Origin of the sequence: Natrialba taiwanensis DSM 12281 (assembly GCF_000337595.1) — an archaeon.
In the GTDB taxonomy this organism is placed as follows: Archaea; Halobacteriota; Halobacteria; order Halobacteriales; family Natrialbaceae; genus Natrialba; species Natrialba taiwanensis.
In genome coordinates this window covers 1-21,043 of sequence record NZ_AOIL01000051.1, presented here as the reverse complement: position 1 = coordinate 21,043, position 21,043 = coordinate 1, and the positions used below count along the sequence as shown (strand labels likewise).

At 56.0% G+C, this 21,043-nt stretch carries 22 protein-coding genes, 1 tRNA gene and 1 pseudogene; 7 read left to right on the top strand and 17 right to left on the bottom strand.

The window, feature by feature from the left end; genetic code table 11:
• Window positions 1-82 precede the first annotated feature (82 nt).
• Both C484_RS14970 and C484_RS14965 read right to left on the bottom strand, forming a co-directional pair.
• Window positions 83-1,528, bottom strand: a complete 1,446-nt coding sequence (locus C484_RS14970; protein WP_006826745.1) for a sugar porter family MFS transporter — start codon at window positions 1,526-1,528, stop codon at window positions 83-85.
• Window positions 1,529-1,696: 168 nt separating this feature from the next.
• Complete coding sequence (locus C484_RS14965) at window positions 1,697-2,464, bottom strand: YqjF family protein (RefSeq protein ID WP_006826744.1); 768 nt, start codon at window positions 2,462-2,464, stop codon at window positions 1,697-1,699.
• A gap of 289 nt (window positions 2,465-2,753) precedes the next feature.
• Between C484_RS14965 and C484_RS14960 the strand changes: the two genes are divergently transcribed.
• Window positions 2,754-3,665: a transcription initiation factor IIB gene (locus tag C484_RS14960; protein WP_006826743.1), complete on the top strand. Its 912-nt coding sequence runs from the start codon at window positions 2,754-2,756 to the stop codon at window positions 3,663-3,665.
• A 93-nt stretch (window positions 3,666-3,758) separates the two neighbouring features.
• Here C484_RS14960 and C484_RS14955 read toward each other — a convergent pair whose 3' ends face one another.
• Both C484_RS14955 and C484_RS14950 read right to left on the bottom strand, forming a co-directional pair.
• A complete protein-coding gene (locus C484_RS14955; RefSeq protein ID WP_006826742.1) occupies window positions 3,759-7,277 on the bottom strand; it encodes an LAGLIDADG family homing endonuclease in 3,519 nt (1,172 codons plus the stop codon).
• Between the two features lie 238 nt (window positions 7,278-7,515).
• Window positions 7,516-8,202, bottom strand: a complete 687-nt coding sequence (locus C484_RS14950; RefSeq protein WP_006826741.1) for a DUF502 domain-containing protein — start codon at window positions 8,200-8,202, stop codon at window positions 7,516-7,518.
• 114 nt (window positions 8,203-8,316) lie between these two features.
• On the opposite strand from C484_RS14950, the gene C484_RS14945 reads away from it, so the two are divergent.
• Window positions 8,317-9,471, top strand: coding sequence for a sensor histidine kinase (locus C484_RS14945; protein ID WP_006826740.1), 1,155 nt, complete (start codon window positions 8,317-8,319; stop codon window positions 9,469-9,471).
• 426 nt (window positions 9,472-9,897) lie between these two features.
• Here C484_RS14945 and C484_RS14940 read toward each other — a convergent pair whose 3' ends face one another.
• Both C484_RS14940 and C484_RS14935 read right to left on the bottom strand, forming a co-directional pair.
• On the bottom strand, window positions 9,898-10,902 hold the full coding sequence (locus tag C484_RS14940) for a tyrosine-type recombinase/integrase (RefSeq protein WP_006826739.1): 1,005 nt from the start codon (window positions 10,900-10,902) through the stop codon (window positions 9,898-9,900).
• Between the two features lie 605 nt (window positions 10,903-11,507).
• Complete coding sequence (locus C484_RS14935; RefSeq protein WP_006826738.1) at window positions 11,508-11,846, bottom strand: DUF6176 family protein; 339 nt, start codon at window positions 11,844-11,846, stop codon at window positions 11,508-11,510.
• 300 nt (window positions 11,847-12,146) lie between these two features.
• On the opposite strand from C484_RS14935, the gene C484_RS14930 reads away from it, so the two are divergent.
• Window positions 12,147-12,494 carry a hypothetical protein gene (locus C484_RS14930; RefSeq protein WP_006826737.1) on the top strand — a complete coding sequence of 116 codons (348 nt, stop codon included), beginning with the start codon at window positions 12,147-12,149 and terminating at the stop codon, window positions 12,492-12,494.
• A 4-nt stretch (window positions 12,495-12,498) separates the two neighbouring features.
• Here C484_RS14930 and C484_RS14925 read toward each other — a convergent pair whose 3' ends face one another.
• Window positions 12,499-13,332 carry a hypothetical protein gene (locus C484_RS14925; protein WP_006826736.1) on the bottom strand — a complete coding sequence of 278 codons (834 nt, stop codon included), beginning with the start codon at window positions 13,330-13,332 and terminating at the stop codon, window positions 12,499-12,501.
• 435 nt (window positions 13,333-13,767) lie between these two features.
• Here C484_RS14925 and C484_RS22430 point away from each other — a divergent pair, with 435 nt between their 5' ends.
• Window positions 13,768-14,283: a type IV pilin gene (locus C484_RS22430; RefSeq protein WP_083867357.1), complete on the top strand. Its 516-nt coding sequence runs from the start codon at window positions 13,768-13,770 to the stop codon at window positions 14,281-14,283.
• Between the two features lie 94 nt (window positions 14,284-14,377).
• Here the strand turns inward: C484_RS22430 and C484_RS23725 are convergent, their stop codons facing one another.
• On the bottom strand, window positions 14,378-14,554 hold the full coding sequence (locus tag C484_RS23725; protein WP_006826735.1) for a hypothetical protein: 177 nt from the start codon (window positions 14,552-14,554) through the stop codon (window positions 14,378-14,380).
• A gap of 121 nt (window positions 14,555-14,675) precedes the next feature.
• Between C484_RS23725 and C484_RS14920 the strand changes: the two genes are divergently transcribed.
• Window positions 14,676-14,867, top strand: coding sequence for a hypothetical protein (locus C484_RS14920; RefSeq protein ID WP_006826734.1), 192 nt, complete (start codon window positions 14,676-14,678; stop codon window positions 14,865-14,867).
• 17 nt (window positions 14,868-14,884) lie between these two features.
• Here the strand turns inward: C484_RS14920 and C484_RS14915 are convergent, their stop codons facing one another.
• Together C484_RS14915 and C484_RS23720 are read right to left on the bottom strand one after the other, a co-directional pair.
• Entirely contained in the window at window positions 14,885-15,274 is a 390-nt protein-coding gene (locus C484_RS14915; protein WP_006826733.1) for a type II toxin-antitoxin system VapC family toxin, read from the bottom strand.
• Window positions 15,271-15,423, bottom strand: coding sequence for a hypothetical protein (locus C484_RS23720; protein ID WP_006665045.1), 153 nt, complete (start codon window positions 15,421-15,423; stop codon window positions 15,271-15,273). The genes C484_RS14915 and C484_RS23720 overlap by 4 nt, the downstream gene beginning before the upstream one ends.
• A 323-nt stretch (window positions 15,424-15,746) precedes the next feature.
• Here C484_RS23720 and C484_RS14910 point away from each other — a divergent pair, with 323 nt between their 5' ends.
• Window positions 15,747-16,688 (top strand): M48 family metallopeptidase, encoded by a 942-nt coding sequence (locus C484_RS14910; RefSeq protein WP_006826732.1) that lies wholly within the window; start codon window positions 15,747-15,749, stop codon window positions 16,686-16,688.
• Between the two features lie 200 nt (window positions 16,689-16,888).
• On the opposite strand, the gene C484_RS14905 is transcribed toward C484_RS14910, so the two are convergent.
• The 6 genes and pseudogenes from C484_RS14905 to C484_RS14885 all read right to left on the bottom strand — a co-directional run bounded on the left by C484_RS14905 (window position 16,889) and on the right by C484_RS14885 (window position 20,335).
• On the bottom strand, window positions 16,889-17,143 hold the full coding sequence (locus tag C484_RS14905) for a DUF7692 domain-containing protein (RefSeq protein ID WP_006826731.1): 255 nt from the start codon (window positions 17,141-17,143) through the stop codon (window positions 16,889-16,891).
• A 235-nt stretch (window positions 17,144-17,378) separates the two neighbouring features.
• A complete protein-coding gene (locus tag C484_RS14900; protein WP_006826730.1) occupies window positions 17,379-17,891 on the bottom strand; it encodes an ABC transporter permease in 513 nt (170 codons plus the stop codon).
• A complete protein-coding gene (locus C484_RS14895; RefSeq protein ID WP_006826729.1) occupies window positions 17,891-18,739 on the bottom strand; it encodes a hypothetical protein in 849 nt (282 codons plus the stop codon). The genes C484_RS14900 and C484_RS14895 overlap by 1 nt, the downstream gene beginning before the upstream one ends.
• 430 nt (window positions 18,740-19,169) lie before the next feature.
• A pseudogene (locus C484_RS25190) lies at window positions 19,170-19,344 on the bottom strand (DNA-binding protein); the annotation flags it as partial.
• A 599-nt stretch (window positions 19,345-19,943) separates the two neighbouring features.
• Window positions 19,944-20,174, bottom strand: a complete 231-nt coding sequence (locus C484_RS24420) for a DUF7563 family protein (protein ID WP_083867355.1) — start codon at window positions 20,172-20,174, stop codon at window positions 19,944-19,946.
• A gap of 88 nt (window positions 20,175-20,262) precedes the next feature.
• A tRNA-Pro gene (locus tag C484_RS14885) sits at window positions 20,263-20,335 on the bottom strand.
• Window positions 20,336-20,417: 82 nt separating this feature from the next.
• Between C484_RS14885 and C484_RS14880 the strand changes: the two genes are divergently transcribed.
• The gene (locus C484_RS14880) at window positions 20,418-20,672 is read left to right on the top strand and encodes a pro-sigmaK processing inhibitor BofA family protein (protein WP_006826727.1); all 255 of its coding nucleotides are present in this window, start codon (window positions 20,418-20,420) and stop codon (window positions 20,670-20,672) included.
• A 170-nt stretch (window positions 20,673-20,842) separates the two neighbouring features.
• Here the strand turns inward: C484_RS14880 and C484_RS14875 are convergent.
• Window positions 20,843-21,043 (bottom strand): IS5 family transposase (locus C484_RS14875; protein WP_006826726.1); only part of this gene is annotated, 201 nt, incomplete at its 5' end.

The window sequence follows — 21,043 nt, the reverse complement described above, 5'->3', positions numbered from 1 at the left end:
GACCGGCGAACCGAGTGCAGTTCACATCACTTCAGTTCGGCTTCGAACATCGTTTGTCGCTGTCGTCTATCGTCAGTCGGTGTCAGTCGTCCGTTTGAACGGCGTCGGTCGGGTCCGTCTCGGACGGATCGGCTCCGATAGAGGTGTTCCGGAGGTCGGCCTCGATCTCCTCGAGCGAGCGCCCCTTCGTTTCCGGGACGAGCCGGTAACAGAAGACGAGGGCGACGAGCGAGAGGATGCCGTACAGCCAGAACGTTCCGGACTGCCCGATGACATCGACGAGGCGGAGGAACGTGAGCGAAATGAGCAGGTTTGCGGCCCAGTTGAGTACTGTCACAACCCCCATCGCGATGCCGCGGACCTCCATCGGATAGATTTCCGAGATGAGCAGCCAGAACGCCGGTCCGAGACCGATGGCAAAGAACGCCACGTAAAGCATCAGGCTGCCGGTCGCGAGCACACCGAGTCCGCCCGAGAGGCCGGGCAGATAGTAGACGAGGCCGGCAATGCCGAGCGTCGCCGTCATTCCGGCGAGCCCGGTTAGAAGCAGCGGTCGGCGACCGGTTCGGTCGATCAACGCCACCGCGACGGCGGTCATGATGACGTTGACGACACCGATTGCGACGGTTGCGAGAATCGAGTTCGTATCTCCGAATCCGGTCGACTCGAGGATCCGCGGCGCGTAGTACATGACCGCGTTGATCCCGGTCACTTGCTGGAATATTGCCAGTCCGCTGCCGACGACGAGCATCGGAACGATCCACGGCTGGAACAGATCGCGCAGGCCCCCGGTTTCGCTCTGGATGGTCTCGGTGATTTCGCGCAACTCGGCGTCGATCTGTCCCTCGGTTCGAATCCGCGAGAGCACGTCGCGGGCGGTCTCCTCGTCGCCGTGTTCGTAGAGCCAGCGCGGGCTCTCGGGCATGAACAGCATCCCGACGAACAGGATCGCTGCGGGGACCATCCCGAGGCCGAGCATCCAGCGCCACTCGCCGCCGCTCGAGAACGCGTAGTTCACGATGTAGGCGATGAGGATCCCGCTCGTAATCGTCAGTTGGTTTAACGCCACCAGCGATCCGCGGATCTTCGGCGGTGCGATCTCCGAGATATACAGCGGTCCGACAACGGAGGCAAAGCCGACGCCAACGCCGTCGAGGATACGACCGACGATCAGTACCTCAGTGGTCGGCGCAATCGCCATGATGAGCGAGCCGATGAAAAACACGACGGCCCCGGTCAAGATGAGCCGCCGGCGTCCGATCCGATCCGCCAGCCGACCGCCGAGCGCGGCACCGACGATCGCCCCGACCATCGCGCCGCTGACGATCACCCCTTCGACGAGAGACGGGTGGATCGACTGACCGAATAACACCGTTATGTCGAACGTGTCCTTGATGTACAGCATTGCACCGGAAATCACGCCGGTATCGAACCCGAATAGAAGACCGTTGAGCGCGGCTAACCCCGCAACTACGTACACGAACGAGTTCTGATTCCCGGAGGCTGTGTCTGTCTCTGAGAGTGCCATCGATTGTGTGCCATAATAATTATCTCGGATGATAGTAACATATCTATCGATCTCGGCAGGAACCGTTCAACCCCGCTACAAATATGTCTACTGAATATCCTATTTGCCCACGACGATGTCTCTACCGGCGGAAATTCTGATTTCTGATTATCCCCACCAGAACCCCGTTCAGCGTCGGCGTGGGATCGAGCCCGTCATCTCGAGTTCGTCGCAGTAGTAGACGAGTGGCTCAGCGCGTGTCGGTGCCAGTCCGAGCGCGTCGAACATCGTATTCTCGGTGATGGTCACCTCGGCCGGCTGGAGCGGCCACGGGTCGTGTGCGACTTCGCCGACCAGCACGCTGTCGCGATTCGGCGCATAGAATCGCCTCCGTTCGGTCAACCAGTGTTCGAGTGTTCCCGAACCGGGCGTCTCGACCGGGCCGGTTGGACGATACGTTGCGGCGAACCAGGGCGGTTCCGTATCGCCATCCACACCCACATCCACATTCGCATTCGCCGCTCTCGTTGCTTCGGCTTTCCGCTCCGATCGCATCGCGTCTTGGAACCGTCGCTGCCAACTGGATGCCCGCAGTCGCCGACTCGAAAACCGAACGCCCTCACCGCTGCCACTGACGTGCATCTCCGCGGGGAAAACCGGGAGTCGAGTGAGCAATCCGGCGACGCTTGCGAGGAGTTGCTGGCCGACATCGACACTGAAAAAGTACAGCCCCGGATCACCGCGGTACGTCACGTACGTTCTAACGTTGAGTTCCGCAAACGCGACTCGCGTACTCGACGGTGTCCCGCGGAAACCGACGTTCGTGAGCACGAGCGGGAGCACGCTAAGCCACGCCGTGCCGTCCCGGGTGTCGACCGTCAACTCGGACGGAACGTGGGGCCGAATCCGCTCGGGATCGACCGGCCAGTTCACGAACAGTCCGTGTCGCAACGTCATCGATCCAACGTGTGGCAGCCGCCGTTCTGAACTCGACGTGAGCGGAGACTGATGCCGTCTCGCCTGTGTCCCTATCATCTCGATCCCTGATCCTGTCTGTCCACTCCACTGAACAGATGCATAAAACGACCCGTCGTCTGTCAAAACCGGTGGCCGTTCGACGCTCTTTTTTCACTTTGCCTCTTCCTCGAAAACATGTTCCGTTCCGTTACGATTACTCTTAGTTTTCTACATTTCGATTATTTTAAATACTCTGGATTACTCAACACAATACGAAGATTACTTACCGATGGCACAATCCGATTCGTCTCCGACCTGTCCGGAGTGTGGTGGGTTCCTCCGACTGACAGCTACCGAAACCGTCTGTGAGGACTGTGGACTCGTTCTCGGCGAAGACCCGATCGATCGCGGTCCCGAGTGGCGCTCGTTTGTGGACGACGACACTGACCGTCGTCGAACCGGCGCTCCGCTCACCCGTTCTCGACACGATCGCGGTCTCTCGACGCAGATCGGCTACGGTTCTGACTCGGTTCCCGACCGTAGTACCCGTATTACCGGCCGGAAACGCCGACAACTCTCGCGTCTCCGCCGCGAACATACTCGAGCCACGATCTCGACGAAAGCCGAGTACAACCAGGTTCTCGGCTTCACCGAAATCAAACGGATTACGGCACGTCTCTCCCTTCCCGACTGCCTCCGTGAACAAGCCTGTGCGCTGTTCGACTCTGCCCAATCCGAAAATCTCCTGCAAGGCCGGTCCATCGAAGGCTTTGCCGCCGCCTGCGTCTATACAAGTTGTCGGGTTCGATCGCTCCCCCGAACGATCGACGAAGTCGTCACCATCGCCGCCGCCACCGAAGCTGAACTCAAAGCCGCATACGACGCGCTTAACCGTGATCTGGGCCTTCCAACTGGCCCGATCGATCCCGGTCAGTACCTCCCGCGTTTCGCCTCGAACCTCGATCTCGACACAGCCGTCGAACGCCGCGCCCGCGAGCACCTGGATTCCCTCGTCACCGCCAACCGCATCGGCGGCCGCAATCCAAGCGGCGTCGCCGCTGCCTGCCTCTACAAGGCTGCTTGTGACTGTCCGCACACCGAATCGATCACGCAAACCGCCGCTGCCGAGGTCGCCGATGTCGCAACAGTAACGATCCGCTCGACACTCACCGAACTCCGCTCGCTTTCTGCCGACTCCTGATCGGTCCCGCCTCGTCCTCCTCGCTCGTCCGCCCGACCCCGTGTTCTTTCGACCGTCTTGAGCGCTGCCGCCGCATTCCAGGTCGTGGGACTATTACGTCGTTCGCAGCGTATCCATACTCGGCTCGTACACCTCTCCTTTCTGCTTTAGCTTCTCGATCTCGTGCTCTGCCTTCGATTGATCCAATCCGATCTCTTCGGCTCGCTCCATGACGATATCGACCGGCGCACCCTCGTCGTACTCCTCCTCGATATCGCTGATGAGTTGCTTGAGATTCTTGATCCGATCGCGCTGGGACTTCGACGTCCCCGCCTCGACGATGTCCGCATCGAACTCGCCCGTCTCCGGATCCACACCCACGTCCTGGAGACACGAGCGAACGATCTCGATCACCCGCTCCGCATCCGACTGCTCGACGGTATCCGACAGCCGAACTCGTGCACTCGCCTCCGAAAGGCGGACCAGTGCCTCGAGTTTTCGCGCCGTGACGGGGACGGCCGCGTCCTCGTCAGTCCCCTTCGAACGGAGGTTAACGTAGAAGTCTCGGATCGCCTCGCGAGCTTCCTCGGTCATCCGCGGGTGACAGTTCTGCTTGGCGTACGCGATGTACTTCCGGAGGAGTTCAGCGTCGATTTCCGGATCGACCTGCTCGGTCATCTCCTCGAGTTCACCCTGGCTGACATCGAGGTTAGTCATCTGCTCGCGTTGGGTGGTTAGTTCGCCGGCGTAGTTGGTGGTGAGAATGTGCTCTGCGAGGTTACGGTCTTTCTCCTCGTCGGGGGTGTCCGTGACGGTGAAGATCAGATCGAATCGGGAGATGAGCGCCGGTTCGAGGTCGATCTGCTCGCTGATGGGTTCGTACTGGTCGAAGCGGCCGTACTTGGGGTTGGCTGCGCCGAGGAGCGAACAGCGGGACTTGAGGGTGGCGTTGATGCCGGCCTTCGAGACGGAGATTTTCTGCTGCTCTAAGGCCTCGTGCATGGCACTCCTGTCTTCCGAGCGCATCTTATCGAGTTCGTCAACGGCTGCAATGCCCTGATCGGCGAGGACGAGCGCGCCGGCTTCGAGCGTCCACTGCTGGCCATCGCCGAAGTCGTCTCTGACGGCTGCAGCCGTGAGACCGGCGGAGGATGAGCCTTTCCCGGAGGTGTAGACGGAGCGGGGCGCGATATTCTGGATGTAGCCGATCATCTGTGAGTTGTGCGAGATGATGCCGTTCGAGACGTAGTTGTGGGTCCCGTCGATTTCGAGATCATATACCCACTCGTAGGTAGGTTCGATACTGTCGATAGACTCGATTCGGTCCCAACAAACGTCCCCATCGACGTACTTTTCTAGAGCATTGATGCTTGCTCGTACAGAACCTCCATCAGGGACGGCAACATCTTTACTTCGAGTTCCTTTCGCCGGCAAAGCACCTTTGAAAGCAGTAAGAACCGTTCGAAGACCGGTCCGACTCGGGTTTTTTGACTCTCGTTCGTAGTTTTGATACGTTGATCGCGGAAGACCGCATTCTGCCTGTGTGAGCGAGAGAGATTCTCGAATCTGTCGAAGTTCAGAACCGATATCGGGAACGATGGCAAGATTGCTATTCCCTTTTGTATCGGCGTACTGCTCAGCAGCTTGTTGTTTTCGCTGCGTCACGAATCCAATCTCAGTCACGTACTTTGCAAATGCATCGCCACTTATTCTGAGTCGATAGCTGTCGTTGTGTCGCTCGTGAATCTGTGAGCGGATACCGACGGCAAGCAACAACGTTCGAACATCTTCGAGAAGATTACGACTTGTTGAAGCGACAGTTATCTCTCGCTGGGATTCAGAAACATGGCCTTCGCCTTCGATAAACGATTTCAGGAACTCCGATTTCGTCCGGTCGGTGGCTGCGAAAATAGCATCCGGAACACGTTGATTAGCGGACGACTCAAGAATACACGGTTCGAGGGTCTTGAGGAAGCTTACGAACTCTCCCGCTGAACAGAGCACTTCACGCGCCTCTTTAGCCTCGTGCGGGTCCCGCTCCGTCACGTTGAGACCGAGGCTTTCTAACGCGTTCGTTGCATCGTCCAGTACTTCTCGGTCGTTATTTGTAACTGAAACGAATCCCGTCTTGTTGTCTCGTTGTTCGACATACCCTTCTGCAATGATGTATCCGATCAGTCGAGCCAGTGACGGCGTCCATTTTTCTGGTAACTCGAGTTGAACCGCATTTCGAGACTGTGAACTTCGGAAAGTAACGTCAAGCACATCGTTTCCTTCTGTCTCGATACATCGGGGTGCAGCCACAAACTGCCCTTCTGTGAGATCGTCTGCAACGGTTGGCTCGAATCTCCCATCTTGCTGTACGAACAGCGGATGTGACGGCGTTACTTCGAGTTTACGCCCACTCGAGGTCCGAATTCGATACATCTGCTCGGGTGCTTCGCGCTTCCAGACCTTCGTCGCACGTTGTGATGCGACTGTGCCATCGTCCTGCAAAGACGGGACGTCGAAGTCAACCTCGTCCCCCCAGCCGTCGTCGATTGGCTTCGGATTGTCGAGATTCGATTCGACGAGTTCGCGGATCGGCACGTCTCGTCCGTCTGCGAGCGTTACCTTCGTGTCCCCGCGAACACACTTACCGGTCCCCGGATCGCCGATCAGCAGCATGTGCAGGTCCCCGCGGATTCGCGATCCGTCGGGTAAGTGCTTCGTGACGCCGGAGAACAACTGGAGCGTCATCGCGAGTTTCTCCTGCTCGTAGCCGTAGATGGAGGGCGCGATGGAGGCGACCATCTTCTCGTAGACCTCCTCCTGGTTCGAAATCTCGTAGATCTCTTTTTTGTCCTCGTCGGTGATGTCCATGTCCTCGAACTGTTCTTCGTCGATGTCGACGGACATCCCCTCCATGTAGAAGTCGAACACCGGCGTCTTCTCGCCCTGATTGCTCTGCTGTTCGAGTCGCAATACCCCGGTTGCGGAGACGTGGTCGCCGGGCGTTACCTCGCCAGTGATATCGTCTTCGACGTGTATGTCGAGTGACTGTGGCGTCTCACCACCGCGGAGCCCTTCGGGACTCTCCTGAATCCGAAGCTTCTGGGAGTCGACGAACTCGGACTGGTCGAAGTTGACCTTGAACGGCCCCTGTCGCTCGCAGCCCTGGCACTCGTGGGGTTCCTGGAAGTCGCCGCTCGATTGTGGGACGCGGCTGAGGGTGCCACAGAGCTGGCACTCGAAGGCTGCCTCTTCAATCTTCGGGCGGACGTCCGTCGCCTTGCGGACGATGCCGTGGACCTCCACGAGCGAGTTCATGTCGCGGGCGCGGATCTCGCGGATTTCGGGAGTCTCCGTCTCGGGCAGGTTTTTGATGCGGACGTGGGCCTGGCCGAGGCTGACGTCGATCGGGAGGTCGTAGAGGCGAAGCGCTTCTTCGGCGTAGCGCTGGAGTTGCTCCGGCTGGGCTAAGATGTCGTCGGCCAGATCGGGATCGAATCGGTAGAGATCCTGCCAGTCGACGTGAAGCGACCGCTGTTCGTTGGGATACTGCTGCGCAAGCTGTTTGATCTCGTTGTCGTAGTAGTTGCGGAAGAACTGCTCGAATGCGTCGACGAGTTCAGAATTTCCCGCTTGCGCCATTACACTGTGGTAGGGCTGCCTTCGGGTATAAATGGTTGCAAAGCAGATCGAAACTGGTAGCGGTGAGTCTCACTGTGGCTGACGTGCGGTGCGAAGATCGGATGATAGCGGGTGTCGATGTTTCTCTGCCACCTATATCCGTCTGTCTGTCTGTCTACCGGACGATCGTGATAGTGAGATAGCTATCCGTCCAGCCGGACGGTCGATAGTGACCGTCCGTGATGCTGTATTTCATGCACTAAACCGGTGATTCGGAGGGAGTGGACGGTTCGGTCTCCGTCTCGGTTCCGATTTCGCCGGAGGCAACACCCAGCGTCGCGATGGATCGAATGGCTTCCTCGACGGTGACGTCCACGTCGTAGACGTGTTTTGCAGGCATGTGCATGACGAAGCCGTTAGTCGTCGGATTCGGTCCGAGCGGAACCATGACCGTCACCATCGCACCGCTGTCGAGTTGGCCTTCGATCACGGGTGGCGTCGTTGCGGTGAGAAAGGCGAGCGTGTAGGCATCTCTGTGAGGGAACTTGACGAGTTTCACGTCCTTGAACTGGTCCGTCTCGTCGTCGAGCAACAGCCGACTGGCCCGGCGGACGCTCTCGTAGACAGTGCTGATGCCGGGAATGGTTTCCATCGTGGCGTGAACTCGTTTCGAGATGTATCGGCCGGGAGTGTAGTCCGCGATAATACCGACGAGGAGGAAGAAGGCGACCAGCGACGTAAGCGTCACCAGTTGAACGACTGCGGTCGGTGGGTCGTTCGGGAGCGTGTAAATGATTCCGTCGACGACGGGCGAGAGAACGCTGAGGACGAAATCGACGACGACGAGCAAGATAACGAGCGTAATCACGAGTGGAATCGTCACGGCGACACCGTTGACGAACCATCGTTTCAGCGCAGTCTGAACGCCGGTTCGACGAGCCGTCATGCCTGTAGCGTGTACTGCGGGTGAGGGTAGTCGTTCGGCTTGCAGGACCGGTACGGGGGTAACTCACTATTAACACACAAGGTCTATAATCAGCCTTGATCCACACGTATTGTCATGCTCTCGTGGGATCGCCTGGGAACTAGTACTGGTGGGAGAACCGTTATCCTCACGCTCGGCGTCCTGTACCTCGCACTTGCTGTAATCTGGGTCTCTTTGCCGGTTGCCCAGGAACTGTCCCTCTCGAGCATCCTCGTCGTCTCCAGTTTCATTGCCGGGCCCGGCATCGTCCTTCTCGGCGGCGGGTATCGATTGCCCCGGACTGACATTCACCCGCGATTCTACGCCACTATCGCGGGCTGGTGTCTCGTCGGCATCGGGGTGATGCTCGCCATTCTCGTGCTCTACAACCTCCAGCCCGGTCCGGTGATCTCTAACCCGGTCCGATCCGTTCTCATCCTCACTGGATTCAGTTCTGTCGCCGGATACGGCGTCGGGACCTACGCTGCACAGGCGAAAACACACGCCTACCGACTCGAACGACAAAACCGTCTTCTCGAACGAACCCAGGCGCAACTCGAAGCATCGAACGAGCGACTCGAACAGTTCGCGTACGCGGCCTCCCACGACCTTCAAGAGCCGCTCCGAATGGTATCGAGCTATCTGCAACTTATCGAGCGTCGCTACGGGAGTGAACTCGACGAGGACGCCGACGAGTTCCTCGGCTACGCGATCGACGGTTCGGAGCGAATGCGAGCGATGATCGAGGGGCTACTCGAATACTCGCGCGTCGATATGCGGGGCGAATCGCTCGAACCCGTTGCTCTCGACGAGGTGCTTGCGACCGTTCGAAAGGATCTCGAACTCCAACTCGCCGAGACTGGCACCACTATCGAAACCGAGGAACTACCGCGCACTGTGGGCGATAAGAGACAGTTACGACAACTCTTCCAGAACCTGCTTTCGAACGCGATCGAGTATAGCGGCGACGAGCCGCCCCGGATCAGTATTTCCGCGAAACGCGATACTGACAAGTGGATCATCTCGGTTCGAGATACCGGCATCGGAATCGATCCCGCGGATCAAGATCGCATCTTCGAAGTGTTCCAGCGGCTCCACACCCATGAAGAAACGTCAGGGACGGGAATCGGGCTCGCTCTCTGTAAGCGAATTGTCGAACGCCACGGCGGCGAAATTTGGGTTGATTCTACACCCGGCGACGGATCGACGTTCTCGTTTTCGTTACCAGCAGTAACCGATCGTCCACAGTGATCCCGCGGTGACCGCAAACACGTAACCAGCCCCGAAGACAGTTCCATGAACCGTCGACTAGAGTACCAACCGCAACGATTCTCACACCGGTCGCACAGCCATCGTGCGATCGGGTGTGAAGTGACCCGAAGTGGTTACGTTCGCCGTTTTCGTCGTCCTCGTGTTTCGGTGTCTGGGCCACCTTGAAACGGATCGACGAGGAGTAACTGATTCGCTCACAGCGTTCCCGTTCACCGGCCCGCTCGGTTCCGATCGGTCGACACCGCCTCTCGTCAGGTCGCAGCGGATCGCTGGCCACTCCTGCCGTTCACCAATTTGTTCGCGACAGCAATATGGGATCGCCCGGATAGGAACTAGGACGATTTTCGCCGGACTGTACCGCGATCGAACTGCTGAATTTCGTCGTCATTTTTGTCGTCATGTCTCTCATTCGATTTCGAGTTTTTCGAGGTGCGGACGGCGCCGAAGCTCCATCCGCTCGCGCTTGGTCGCCTTGTCGTAGTACCGATCGATAACGTCCTGCGAAGCGTTCACCCGTTCCGCCGTCACCTCTCGCGGAACACCGCGATCCTGATGCCAAGTGATCGAACCGGTTCGAACGTGGTGTGGCGATCTCGCCGAAGGGCACTTGCTCGCGTGGGTGTGACTCCGGAACTTACAGGTCTCGGGCTCGTGGCCATGCGGGCAGGAACCGCGGACGCAGGGAAACGTCGCTGCGTACATCCAGGCGCGCAGCGTGTTCGTCGACGGGCGGCCCTGGAGCGACGTGAACAACGGCTGGCGGCCGTGTTCGTCGTGTTTGTCCCACCGGTCGGACTGGATGTACTGCCGGAGCGTCTTCGCGACGCCGTCTCGAAGTGCCACGATCCGCTCGCCGTATCGTTTGTTCTTCAGCGGTGTGTCCGTCTCCGGCCGGTGAACGAACTCGATACTCTGTTCGCTCGCATTGATGTCCCGAAGGTCCAGCGAGCGGATCCCGCCCAACCGCGCACCCGTATGCCAGGCAACCTCGAGTAGCACGTGGTTTCGGGAACCTGCCTGCTCGCTCGAGTGATAGTACCGGATGAGCGGCAATGCACGATCGGCCGCCAGCTTGGTTTCCCGTGACTTCTCGTCGTCGGGGACCTCGGGAATGTTTACCCGATCAGCGAGGCCATCGTCGACAGCTTCGATCCGTTCCAGGTACTCGATGAACGACTGTAGCGTCTCCATCTCGTTGTGGAGCGTCGTCGCAGCAACACCCTGTCCGGAACGGAAACTCTCATACTGATCGAGAATCCATCCGGAGAGTTCCGAAACAGTCTCGATTTCGCTGTTCTCACACCACTCAACGAACAGTTTCAGCCGGTAGTGGTACGTCGCCGCGGACTCGTCGGTGATCTCCGTACGCCGCCCATCGAGATACCGTTGCCACGCCTTGCGTGGCGTCATCTCTTCCGGAGTGATCACTCGCCGTCACCCGTGCCGATTCGCGCGGCCCGCTCGGATTCGCGGGCGGCTGTGATTGAAAAATTCGATACGCTTACCGTGGTTGCGTGTCTGGTTCGTCATGGTCTCACACTTGTGGGACCGCGGACTCGCCGTGCGCGCCGTTGATTGGTTCTCGGGGGCGCGCGTATCTCGCAGGTGAACTCGACGCCGAGGATCTAGAAGGACAGCCGTGACAACATTAACACAATAAGTGCCATTCCAACCAAACGATAGAGCCAGACTTCTTTTTTAGATAGTTTAGACGAGTTGCCACGGAGGTATCGTAAGTCAAAACGATGCATCGTTTGTGGGACAGCAATATAGGCCAACCCGAGTACTACTGATATGACCGCAGCAATTTGAAGTAGAATACTCATGAAATCTAGTCTCTCCGTCTGATAGTTAAGAACAATGGATTCATATGAAATCTCTTCTGCAGACAGGCTACAGGAGAAATCTGATCAATTCGTAGTCGAACTTTCCACACTACCCAGAGTGTTGGTTCTACTCTCTTTTACGGTGAACTGACCGCTAAATGGGCCTGCGTACAACTCATTCCAGTCCGGTCAACGCAGAGAGGGGTTTGTGAAATGTCCGATCGTCTCCAGTGTCTCCCAATCGCCGATGAGAGAATCTCGCAACACCTCGTGGTGTTCTTCGTCAATCTCGTACTCCTCTTTATCACCGGCTTCGTCTGCCTCCCCTAGGTCTTCGGCTTCCATATACACGTAGAGGAATGCTGTATCGCCAGATGAGTGGATGAACGCCGTCTCTGTATAGACTCGTTCGTGTCGGAGGGTTTCTATGACTTCGGACTCTCGTTCGTGTAATTCTTTGAACCATGAACGCAGACGGTCTGTTTTCCCGTCCTCGATCCGAGCACGAGCGAGGTTGACTTCCGTCATTGGTGTATATACTCTTAAAACACATAATTAACACTGTCGAAAATATCATCCACACTTGGTACGTACATACCCTGTACTTATCGCCCGTCGGGGGGTCGCCGAGAAGGTATGTGAAACGTTCTATGACTCCCTCGCTATTCCAAGCAAATATCTGATCAATTATAGTAGAACTTTTCACACTACGCAGAGTGTTAGTTCCACTCTCTTTTGCGGCGAACTGACCGTTAAATGGGACTGCAAATTCATCGCAGGACACAGAAAAGTTGATAACCTTTTCAACAATTGTTGACACTTGTGACTATGGATCTAACTCGGTTATTGAAACCGCTGGTGATGGATACCGGCGTATTGGGGCTTCTGACCGTTGGGCTCGTGTACGCTCTTACCTATTCCGGGCCATTCATCCTCGGACTGGCTGCTCTCGGGGTTCTGCTCGTCGCACTCGGCGGTGGCGCTGCTGCACAGGCCCCTGCCGGAGGGTCGGGGTACAATGACGATTCAGGATTACACCTGATGGGGGACGATATGGATATCTGGCCGGGGTCATCCCCGAACCTCTCAGTTCGGGTGCGACTTCTCTTCTACGGGATCGGGCTCGTCGGCTGGAGTCTAATCGTACTCGGGCTGTTCTCGTCATCGCTCCACTGACCCGCTATTCCGATGTCGTTGCCGGCGTTCGATACCGCGGCTGTAGCCCAAGTGAGCGTGCAGCGGCGGCCGAGATCGTCACCTGTTGTTCACCTACGGTCACCGCTTCTTTCGAAACGTCTTCGATAAGCGCAGCCAGCTCGTCGAGATAGGACTGTGGGCGTTCTTCCTGAATATGGACCGTATCCTTGTCTCGATGGTGGATCGCTCGGTTTGCAAGATAGGCGAGGACGAACATTTCGCGCGTCTCGTATGGGGCCTCCTCGAGATACCAGGGAAGCGTTAGATCCTCAATTTCGGTCTTCGAACCGAGCGGCGCGCCCAACACGGCGAGCGTTCGGCCGAGTACGGTCGCACCCTCCGTTGGCCGAACCTCTGTTGCGCGGCCCGCATCATCTTCGTGGTAGAACTCGAATCCAAGACCGGTTTCCTCGAGCACGTCGATCACGTGCGAGCGCCGGTGTCGGTGATTGAGCGCAAACCACGGCTGGTACCGTTCAGCATCGATCGACCCACCCGAGAAGATATTCGCGACGAGCGTGTTCAGTACGGTGAACTCGGTATCGCGGTACGTCGCGTCGAGCCACCCGCAGTCCCGAGCGGTTTCGATTCCTCGAACCGGGTCTGGCTTGCTCTTGTTCTCGGTCCACGGGCGAACTCGCGACCGCGGGATATCGAGTGCCGTCGAGATCGCGTAGGAACCGTTGTCTGGGTGGTGACTCGCGTAGCGCATAACCGCCTGGTAGTCGAGAACGGCGGTCCACGGATCGGCATATGCACCCCCATCGTAGGTGCGCGCGAGTTCGCGCTCGTCGATCACCGGCTGGTCCCACTCCATGGATGGTAGTTTGAGTAAACCGACAAAATTCTTGCCGTCGACACTATCAGATGTGAGAATGCAAGACGGCGTGGGTTCAAGGGGGTGCTGTAAGCTCTCTGCACGGCCTTGATTATCAGATCTGAAACCCATGGAGTACCTGATGTGACCCAAAAGAGTACACTATCGATTAGTTATATATACCGGTACTCCACTGGTTGCTATCAGCACCGGAAGACGACGAGAAGACGACGATCGAGACTGCGATCTCCAACCCCCTCGAACGGCACCGGATGCCTACCAGGGTATCCGGAATACGTCTTCTCACCGTTGGTGGGTGCGTAAACGAAAACGAAGCAAACAATGGATCTTACAAAATACCGCGCCAAGCTGATTGGCAACGAAGAAGAGCGNTTCTCACCGTTGGTGGGTGCGTAAACGAAAACGAAGCAAACAATGGATCTTACAAAATACCGCGCCAAGCTGATTGGCAACGAAGAAGAGCGTGCAGTATCGCCCGTTATTGGAGTCATCCTAATGGTCGCAATCACCGTCATTCTCGCGGCTGTGATTGCAGCGTTTGTGCTGGATATGGGTGACAGCATTGGTGATTCTACACCAAATGGTCAGATTGGATATGAATCAAATGCTGCGTGGGATGGTAGTAGTGGTGGTGTTGAGGTACTTGGTACCTTCAATCATGAAGGTGGTGACGAAGTTGAAGCAGATGAAGTTGAAGTTCAACTCGAGTCAGACAGTGGAGAAGTTACGTTAGACGCAAATAATGGCTTCTCTAGTGGTGACGTGGAAATGCCCAACTTTGACACCGGAGATACATTCACTGTTGGTGACTCTCTCGATATTGAGGCTCTTGACGGCAGTGAAATTTCATCTGGAGACGATTATGAAATAACAATCATTCACAACCCAACAGACACTATCCTAAATAGTGAGGAAGGAACGGCTCCATAATATCTAAAATTCATCAAAGCTGACCACTCATTATCAAGTGAAGGTACAACAGGCATATTATCTTCTTTCGCTATTATATCGACATATTCCCAATTTATTTTCCAATTATTTCAAGTTTCCATTCGCCCTCGGCGACATGGCGAATGTGAATGTGATGCTCGTCTTGTAGGTCGCCGTTCTCGTCGAGCAGTCCTTCGACACGAAGATCGTCCTTTGGAAGCGTTACACCGAGCGAGTTCTGATCGAGTTTTCGGAGTCTGTTCAGCGCCATATCCGGCGGGCAACCCGCCTTCGTATAAAGGTTGGCGACTATCGGCGATACCAAGGTGTCACCAAGGCTGTACCACGGTTTTGCTGAGGTTTTCGTGCATGGAGGTTCCACGCGGGGAAGTATGACACTCAGTCTACCACAGAAGTACGTTACTGACACGATTCGTCGGGAAGACGGTATTGACGTGACAGACAGCGTGCTCGCGCCGATCTTCGTCCTAGCGTCGTTCTCGGTATACCTACTTCGCTGGCACGGCAGCGGTGATCACCGTGGGACCCAGCAGGCCAAAATCTCTATCGACTCTATTTTCTAACCGGTATCTCCGGCTCTTTAGACGATTTCTTGTGGTTGTTTTGCCCCGTGCTCTCGCAGTTCGCCATCGAACGAGACGAGTGTCGCATCGATGGCGTTCGCTGCGGCAAGAACAATCGCGTCCATCGGGTACAGAAGGGTTTCCTCTTGCAATTGATTTGCCGCAACCATATCCGACGCATCGGGGAACGTAACCGTCGCTCGCGAACTAATTCGCTGCTCGATTTGATCGACACGGTCCCGTTCGATCTTCTTCTTTTTCGTGAGCACGGTTCGGAGTTCCATGAGGTTCAATACAGATGTATAGGTCTCATCGAACTCGTTGAGTGCACGGACGGCGGTATCGGACCGTTCGGTGTCCTTTGTGACAGCAGCGACAATGACGTTTGTATCGAGAAAGAACTTCATAACCGCTCGCGAACGTCCCGTACCTCTTCGACAGCGTCCACTTCAACATCGACGGCCAACTCGTTGAGGGCGTCCCCCAGCGGAACCTCTTCGTCATCCTCCGGATCACCGGCCATGAACTCAGCAAAGTCGTCGGTAGTGAGGCTCATACTCCATGATTACACCGCTGGTTGCAAAAGATTGCTGGTGATTCAAACATACCGTGTGTTGGAGTTCCAAACATCGATAGGTGATCACTGGGGGAGTCATAGAGCGATTCGCACACGTTTCCTTTCGACCCTTCTGGACTGAATAGACCGCTCCCTACACCTGCTTATTGACCGCCGAGATTCCTATCAATCAGCGAATCTCTTCGAGAAGTCGTGATGAAGACAGGGCGCATATGCGGCACAGACTGAGAGCAGTAGTACTTCCACCGACGAGAACGATTAGGAGTCGAACTGTTTTTTGCTTCGCCGGGTGATGCCCTGATATGCGACTGACAGGACCAATCGGTCTGGCCGTCCGTGCCGTTCTCGCGGCCGTTATCACTGTCGGGGCGTTGCTCGTGAGCGCATATACGGTCACGGTCTTCGTTGCAGCGTTCCTCATAGTCCTCCCGATGCAACTCGGGCTGCTAGAGTTCACTGAGACGCGATTCCTGTGGGCGCTCGCCGCCGGCTCCGTCCTTTCCCTCCCCTGCTTTGTACTCGTCATCGCCCACACAATCAGGCGAGAGCGACAGCATCTGCTCGAGGAAACTGTTAGCGCCGACGCAGTCGACGCCGAAACGGCCCGGAAGCTCGAGGCTACGGCGACGCGACTTGGCATACAGTTTGGTGTCGTTACGCCCGAGGTCCGACTACATCCGTCGGATGAACCACTTGCGTACACGACGTACGGACCGACTGATCCCGTCGTCGCTATTCGACGGCAGGGGACGCCGTTCGTGGTGGTTTCAAGAGGACTCGTCAGAACGCTCTCGAAGACGGAAATCGAGGCCGTGCTCGCCCACGAGTTCGCACATGTGGGGAACGACGATCTGCAGTTGACCTCGTGGCTACTCGTCCCGCTGTTCGCCGCCGAGTTCGTCTACGAGAACGACGAGGACGAGAAGTGGCAATTCGATCCATTTGGCTGGACGCTCACGGCCGTCGCGCTCGTCGGTCTGGGGGTGTTCTCTCGCGGCCGTGAACTCGCTGCGGATCGAGCTGCAGTCGAGGCAACCGGCAATCCGGGCACGCTCGCGTCGGCTCTCGAGCGCCTCGCTGAGCGTCGCTCGCGACGACCAGCGATGGACCTCCGTCACACTCGGTCGCGAAGTGCAGTCAACGTCCTGCCGACACTCGACGAAGACGGCGATCCGGGTGGTTTTCGTGCGATGCATCCCCCGCTTGAGGTGCGCCTCGAGCAGCTTCGGTCGGTGGCTGCTTGACCGGAGTCGGGACGCCGGTCCGAAGTAGCTCTGGTGAAACAAACGGAACTGTCGTGCTGTCCTCTGAATGTTGCACGCTGTTTTTGACAGTTGGCGTATGAGTCATATTGTATTGCGATACGTCGCCCACCTGTATTTACCGTTTGTTGGGTAGTCATAGGATGGATATGCGAACCGTCATATGACACCCTCGACGCAGTCTATTCGGTGTTGACGACAATCTCGGTGTTGACCTCGAAATTCACTGCTCTCGTCGATAACGTCTCGGCGATCTCCCGGCGCTGCTCGAGCGTCAGATCATCACGGGCGAGCACCTGTCGAGCCGCCTGGACGAAATGGGGCACGTCATCGCAGGCACTCACGACCGCCTTCGTCTTGTTACAGTCGTAGAAGTCGGCTGCACGTTCGATAGCGTCTCGTCGATACGCATAGTCACCGTCCGTTCGGATTCGCATGCTCGTACACACGACCCCCGAAATCCTAGTTTTTCGACTCACTGAACGGCCCATATCGGCCCAAACCCGGCCGAACCTGTCGGCCCACCAGAGACGAATCTGGTTTCGCGAGGTCGATCGACACGAGATATGCACACGGCCTGCTTGAACTCGTGTGCATATTCGGGAAACCGATTTTGCCGACGTGCAACCCCGAGGAGTTACATCAAAACAATGGATCAAGCAACGTGGTAGACTAAACCCGGATTTTGACCAATTCTGCTGCTGAAGAAATCACAAGCGAAAACACCATCAAATAATAAACAATCAGTGAATAGACAAAAGCAGATATTAGTTCAACTTTGACAATATTACCCCAGAGTTGGATCTCCACGAGATCAATACTGAATCCAGGGAATAGCTGATACAGTCCAGTAATGATTATCGTGAATATTCCGATACCAAGGGTGTGAATGGAGATATAGAGCGATTTCTTGTAATAGGCTTTGAGCTGGTCATTGTACATCCCATTCTCCGAAATATAGTGTTCTGAAGAGTTACCCAACATGACCACTGCATTAATCGTAAACCCGAATAGAATGGCCACTACGGTCAGGATCGGCAAATCAACAGCTCTTGGACTATTGGACAACAATATGCCAACAAAAATACTCACGAAAATATAGGTTAATATCCTCGTCCGGGGGTAGCGAATTTCCTCTAAATAATTGACCACTTCTAGCGTGGTTCGGACTATATTCGTTATCATTATTCCATTTTATTTTCCAGATTTGAAAAGGATTGATAGACAGCTTTTTCTCTAGAATTGGTAGTTTCGATATACTTTCTAATTGCTCGATCGCCGCCTTCACCCAGTCTTACTCTTTTTTCCTTCGTCTCAACAACTTTGATGGTAGAAACAATCCCCGACTTGATTAGCCCCTCAAAGACTTCGACATTCTCAAGCCATTCGTCTCGGCTGATATCCAGAGTAATCCTATGAGTTCGTGACATCTTCGTCATAGCGAGGAGATCATTCCACAAATTCGTTTTTCCGAAGCCATCATCTTCTCGAAGATCCTCGTCCTTAGGAGGTTGAAGTAGAGAAGCAATGACATCGTAATTGTCTCCGAAATCAATCATGGTTTTCCCAATCGTTTCTGATTCTTGTATAGCTTTGATTGTATCAGAGGAATACTGGGGGGATAGTTCCATCCCAACGCACGACTTCCGAAAGTATGAGCCAAATTTATTTTGAACGATAATATGAACATCTCCATTCACCTTTCCAATTCCCATAAATCCTTTTGTAAAAGCATCCTCATGCTTCGAAAGGATTTCTTCAACCGTTTTTTCACCTCCTTCTTTCTTTATCTGATGCAACGGAGTACCTTGGTTAGCAATTTTGTAGATCTCCGCAGTCACTATATTGGAATCTGAATTATAATTCACGCCTTCAACAAATAAGGAAACAGTTTCGTTATCTAATACACGGTCGACACCCATTTTGTTAAGCGTGTCAACGAATCGCGCTATCTCCTTGTCTGCGCCAATCTCAAAACTGTCAAGAGGAGCGTTGACGTTCAACGGTTCCGCAGTATAGACAAGAAATTTCATTATGAGTTCGTGACGTTAAAGGACATTAAACCTTCTGCATATGTTAGGTTATTAGAACTCATTCTTATTCAATAGCCGAGCCAGTGGTGGTCTTGTTCTAGTTCTGACCCTCATTTCGTGTGCTTCAACTGGAGATTGTGCGAAGGTGGGGTAGAGGCGCTGTAATTTTTTGGCGCTGTCCCCTTGGGGACACCCGGCAAGGGGCGTTTCGCGCGTAGCGCGAAATCGGCCCGCATGCGGTGCGGCGCGATCAGGCTGGCGGCCCCGTCCTCGAGTCGAGGACTACAACCAGAACTGGACAGTCACCGATAGAATACAAACTGAGTTGCTGAAAAGAAGTGTCGAGAGAGCGTTGCCACTCACGAGGGTTGCGCTACCAGTCGGCGATCGAACCCACGCGGTGGCTATCTTTCCCGCCGGCAGGTGCCCGCTAGACCATCGACACCTTGCTGAACAGGACTACGTCGTTCCCTGAGTGCCGCCAGGCGTCTATCGCCTCCTGTGCGACCTGGCGCGTTCTCGAAGCTATCGCCTTTCAGCAGTGACAGAACCGCGTCGATACGGAGCTTCTTCGGATTCCCGTTCTCGTCGTACTCGAGTTCAGCGGCGAGGTCACGATCGCCGCGCTCGAGCGCGTCACCACTGGCCTTCGAACTCTCCAGCGCCGACGCTCGAGAACTCATAGCGGTCCCTCCCGCGCGTCACGTACGGCTCGCGTACAGTCCGTACAGAGTCGTCGAAGCCCGGTGATCCGGTCACCGCACCGTTCGCACTCGTCCGATTCGACGAGGCGGCTCATCGCGAACCCCCTCCATTTCGCGTAGAATTCTCAGATTGTGAGTTGGGTTGTGTAGTTCCGTTTTCACTCTTTGGCAAGAGTTGTAAACAGCTAGTCTGTTTATGGGCGTTTATTCCCAATTCCAAACCGGCCTCGTAGGCACCCTGCAACCCACTACGAGACCGAATTCCATCAGCATCTGCAAACGCAGATTTCGTCATTTCGGCAGGGACTTCGTCCCTGTTTTCCCGATCCCCCTTCATTGAGGGCACCATAGTACCGTCTACATCGACCCCGCCGTCCGTTCGGTCCTCCTGGTTCTCAATCGCCTGTCGAACCTCCTCGTCGGTCGCTTGGTGGGCTGGATGGACTATGGACGTTCGACTCTCGATATCGTACAGCCGACTCGCAGGAACGAACGCCAGCTTACGCATCGGCCTCACCCCCGTGACGGCCGGGTGACGTTTCTGGATCGGGGATCGGAACGTCGACGCCAGCTGCAGACCCGCGGGTCAGTCGCGCGTACGAATCGCAATCACCGCAACGATGGGCCCGGTCCTGGTCGTCGCCGAAGACGCGCCGGAACCGGTCAGTAACGTGGGCTCCGCAGTGGCGACAGCAGCCGCTGGTAGAGTGTGAGCGGAACTCTACCGACATCCCGACCACCCCCGGAACGCGGTGGCTGGTCGATGTGAGAAGGGTGAGCGCAAAGCGGCAAAACCAGCCGCTTCACTTATATACCGTATGGGATCGCCCGGATTTGAACCGGGGTCACGGGCACCCAAGGCCCGAAGTATACCAGGCTAACCCACGATCCCGTATCAACTCTTTTGAGTGGAGCCCATAAAGGGTTTCGTTCCGTTCCGAATGGTTTTGTTCCTTGCCACGCTAGTGTCGCCTATGGTTACAGGACTCGAAATCCTCCTCCTGGTCCTCGTCCTTGCCGTTATTGTCGGCGCATCGACGATTGTCCAGACCGTCCGCCCCTTCATCGTCAACGCCGTCGTTGGACTCATCGCGTTATTCCTCGCACAACTGTTTGGTCTTCCAGTTGCCGTTACGCCGATCGTCCTCGTCATCGTCGCGATCGGCGGCTTCCCGGGTGCCCTGCTCGTCATGCTCCTGTCGGTGTTTGGAGTCGCGTTCGTCCCCTGACGGCTGACCGTCACCACCAGTCTCTTCGCACCGCTTCACTTTCCGTTCTCAGCCCTCAGTTCTCAACTCTCAGCTCTCAGCTCTCCACCTCCACTCCTCACTCGACGCTCAACCCGTAACCGCTGTACTCTCTTCATCGGCTTCATTGAATCCGCAGAGGGCAGCGGGTTTCACTGTTTGATGGCTTGTTCGACGTTGTAAACGGCAGCAGTGAGAGCGATTTCACGAAACTGACGGAACCATGCTCGCGCTCGGACGGCGGAGCCGTACGAGCGCTTGATCACCGAGTTCACGGTCTCACAGATCGACCGCTGGTTGTAGAGATCGTCGTCGATCCGCGCGTTGTGCGCGTGATCGTAGGGTGCGAAGAC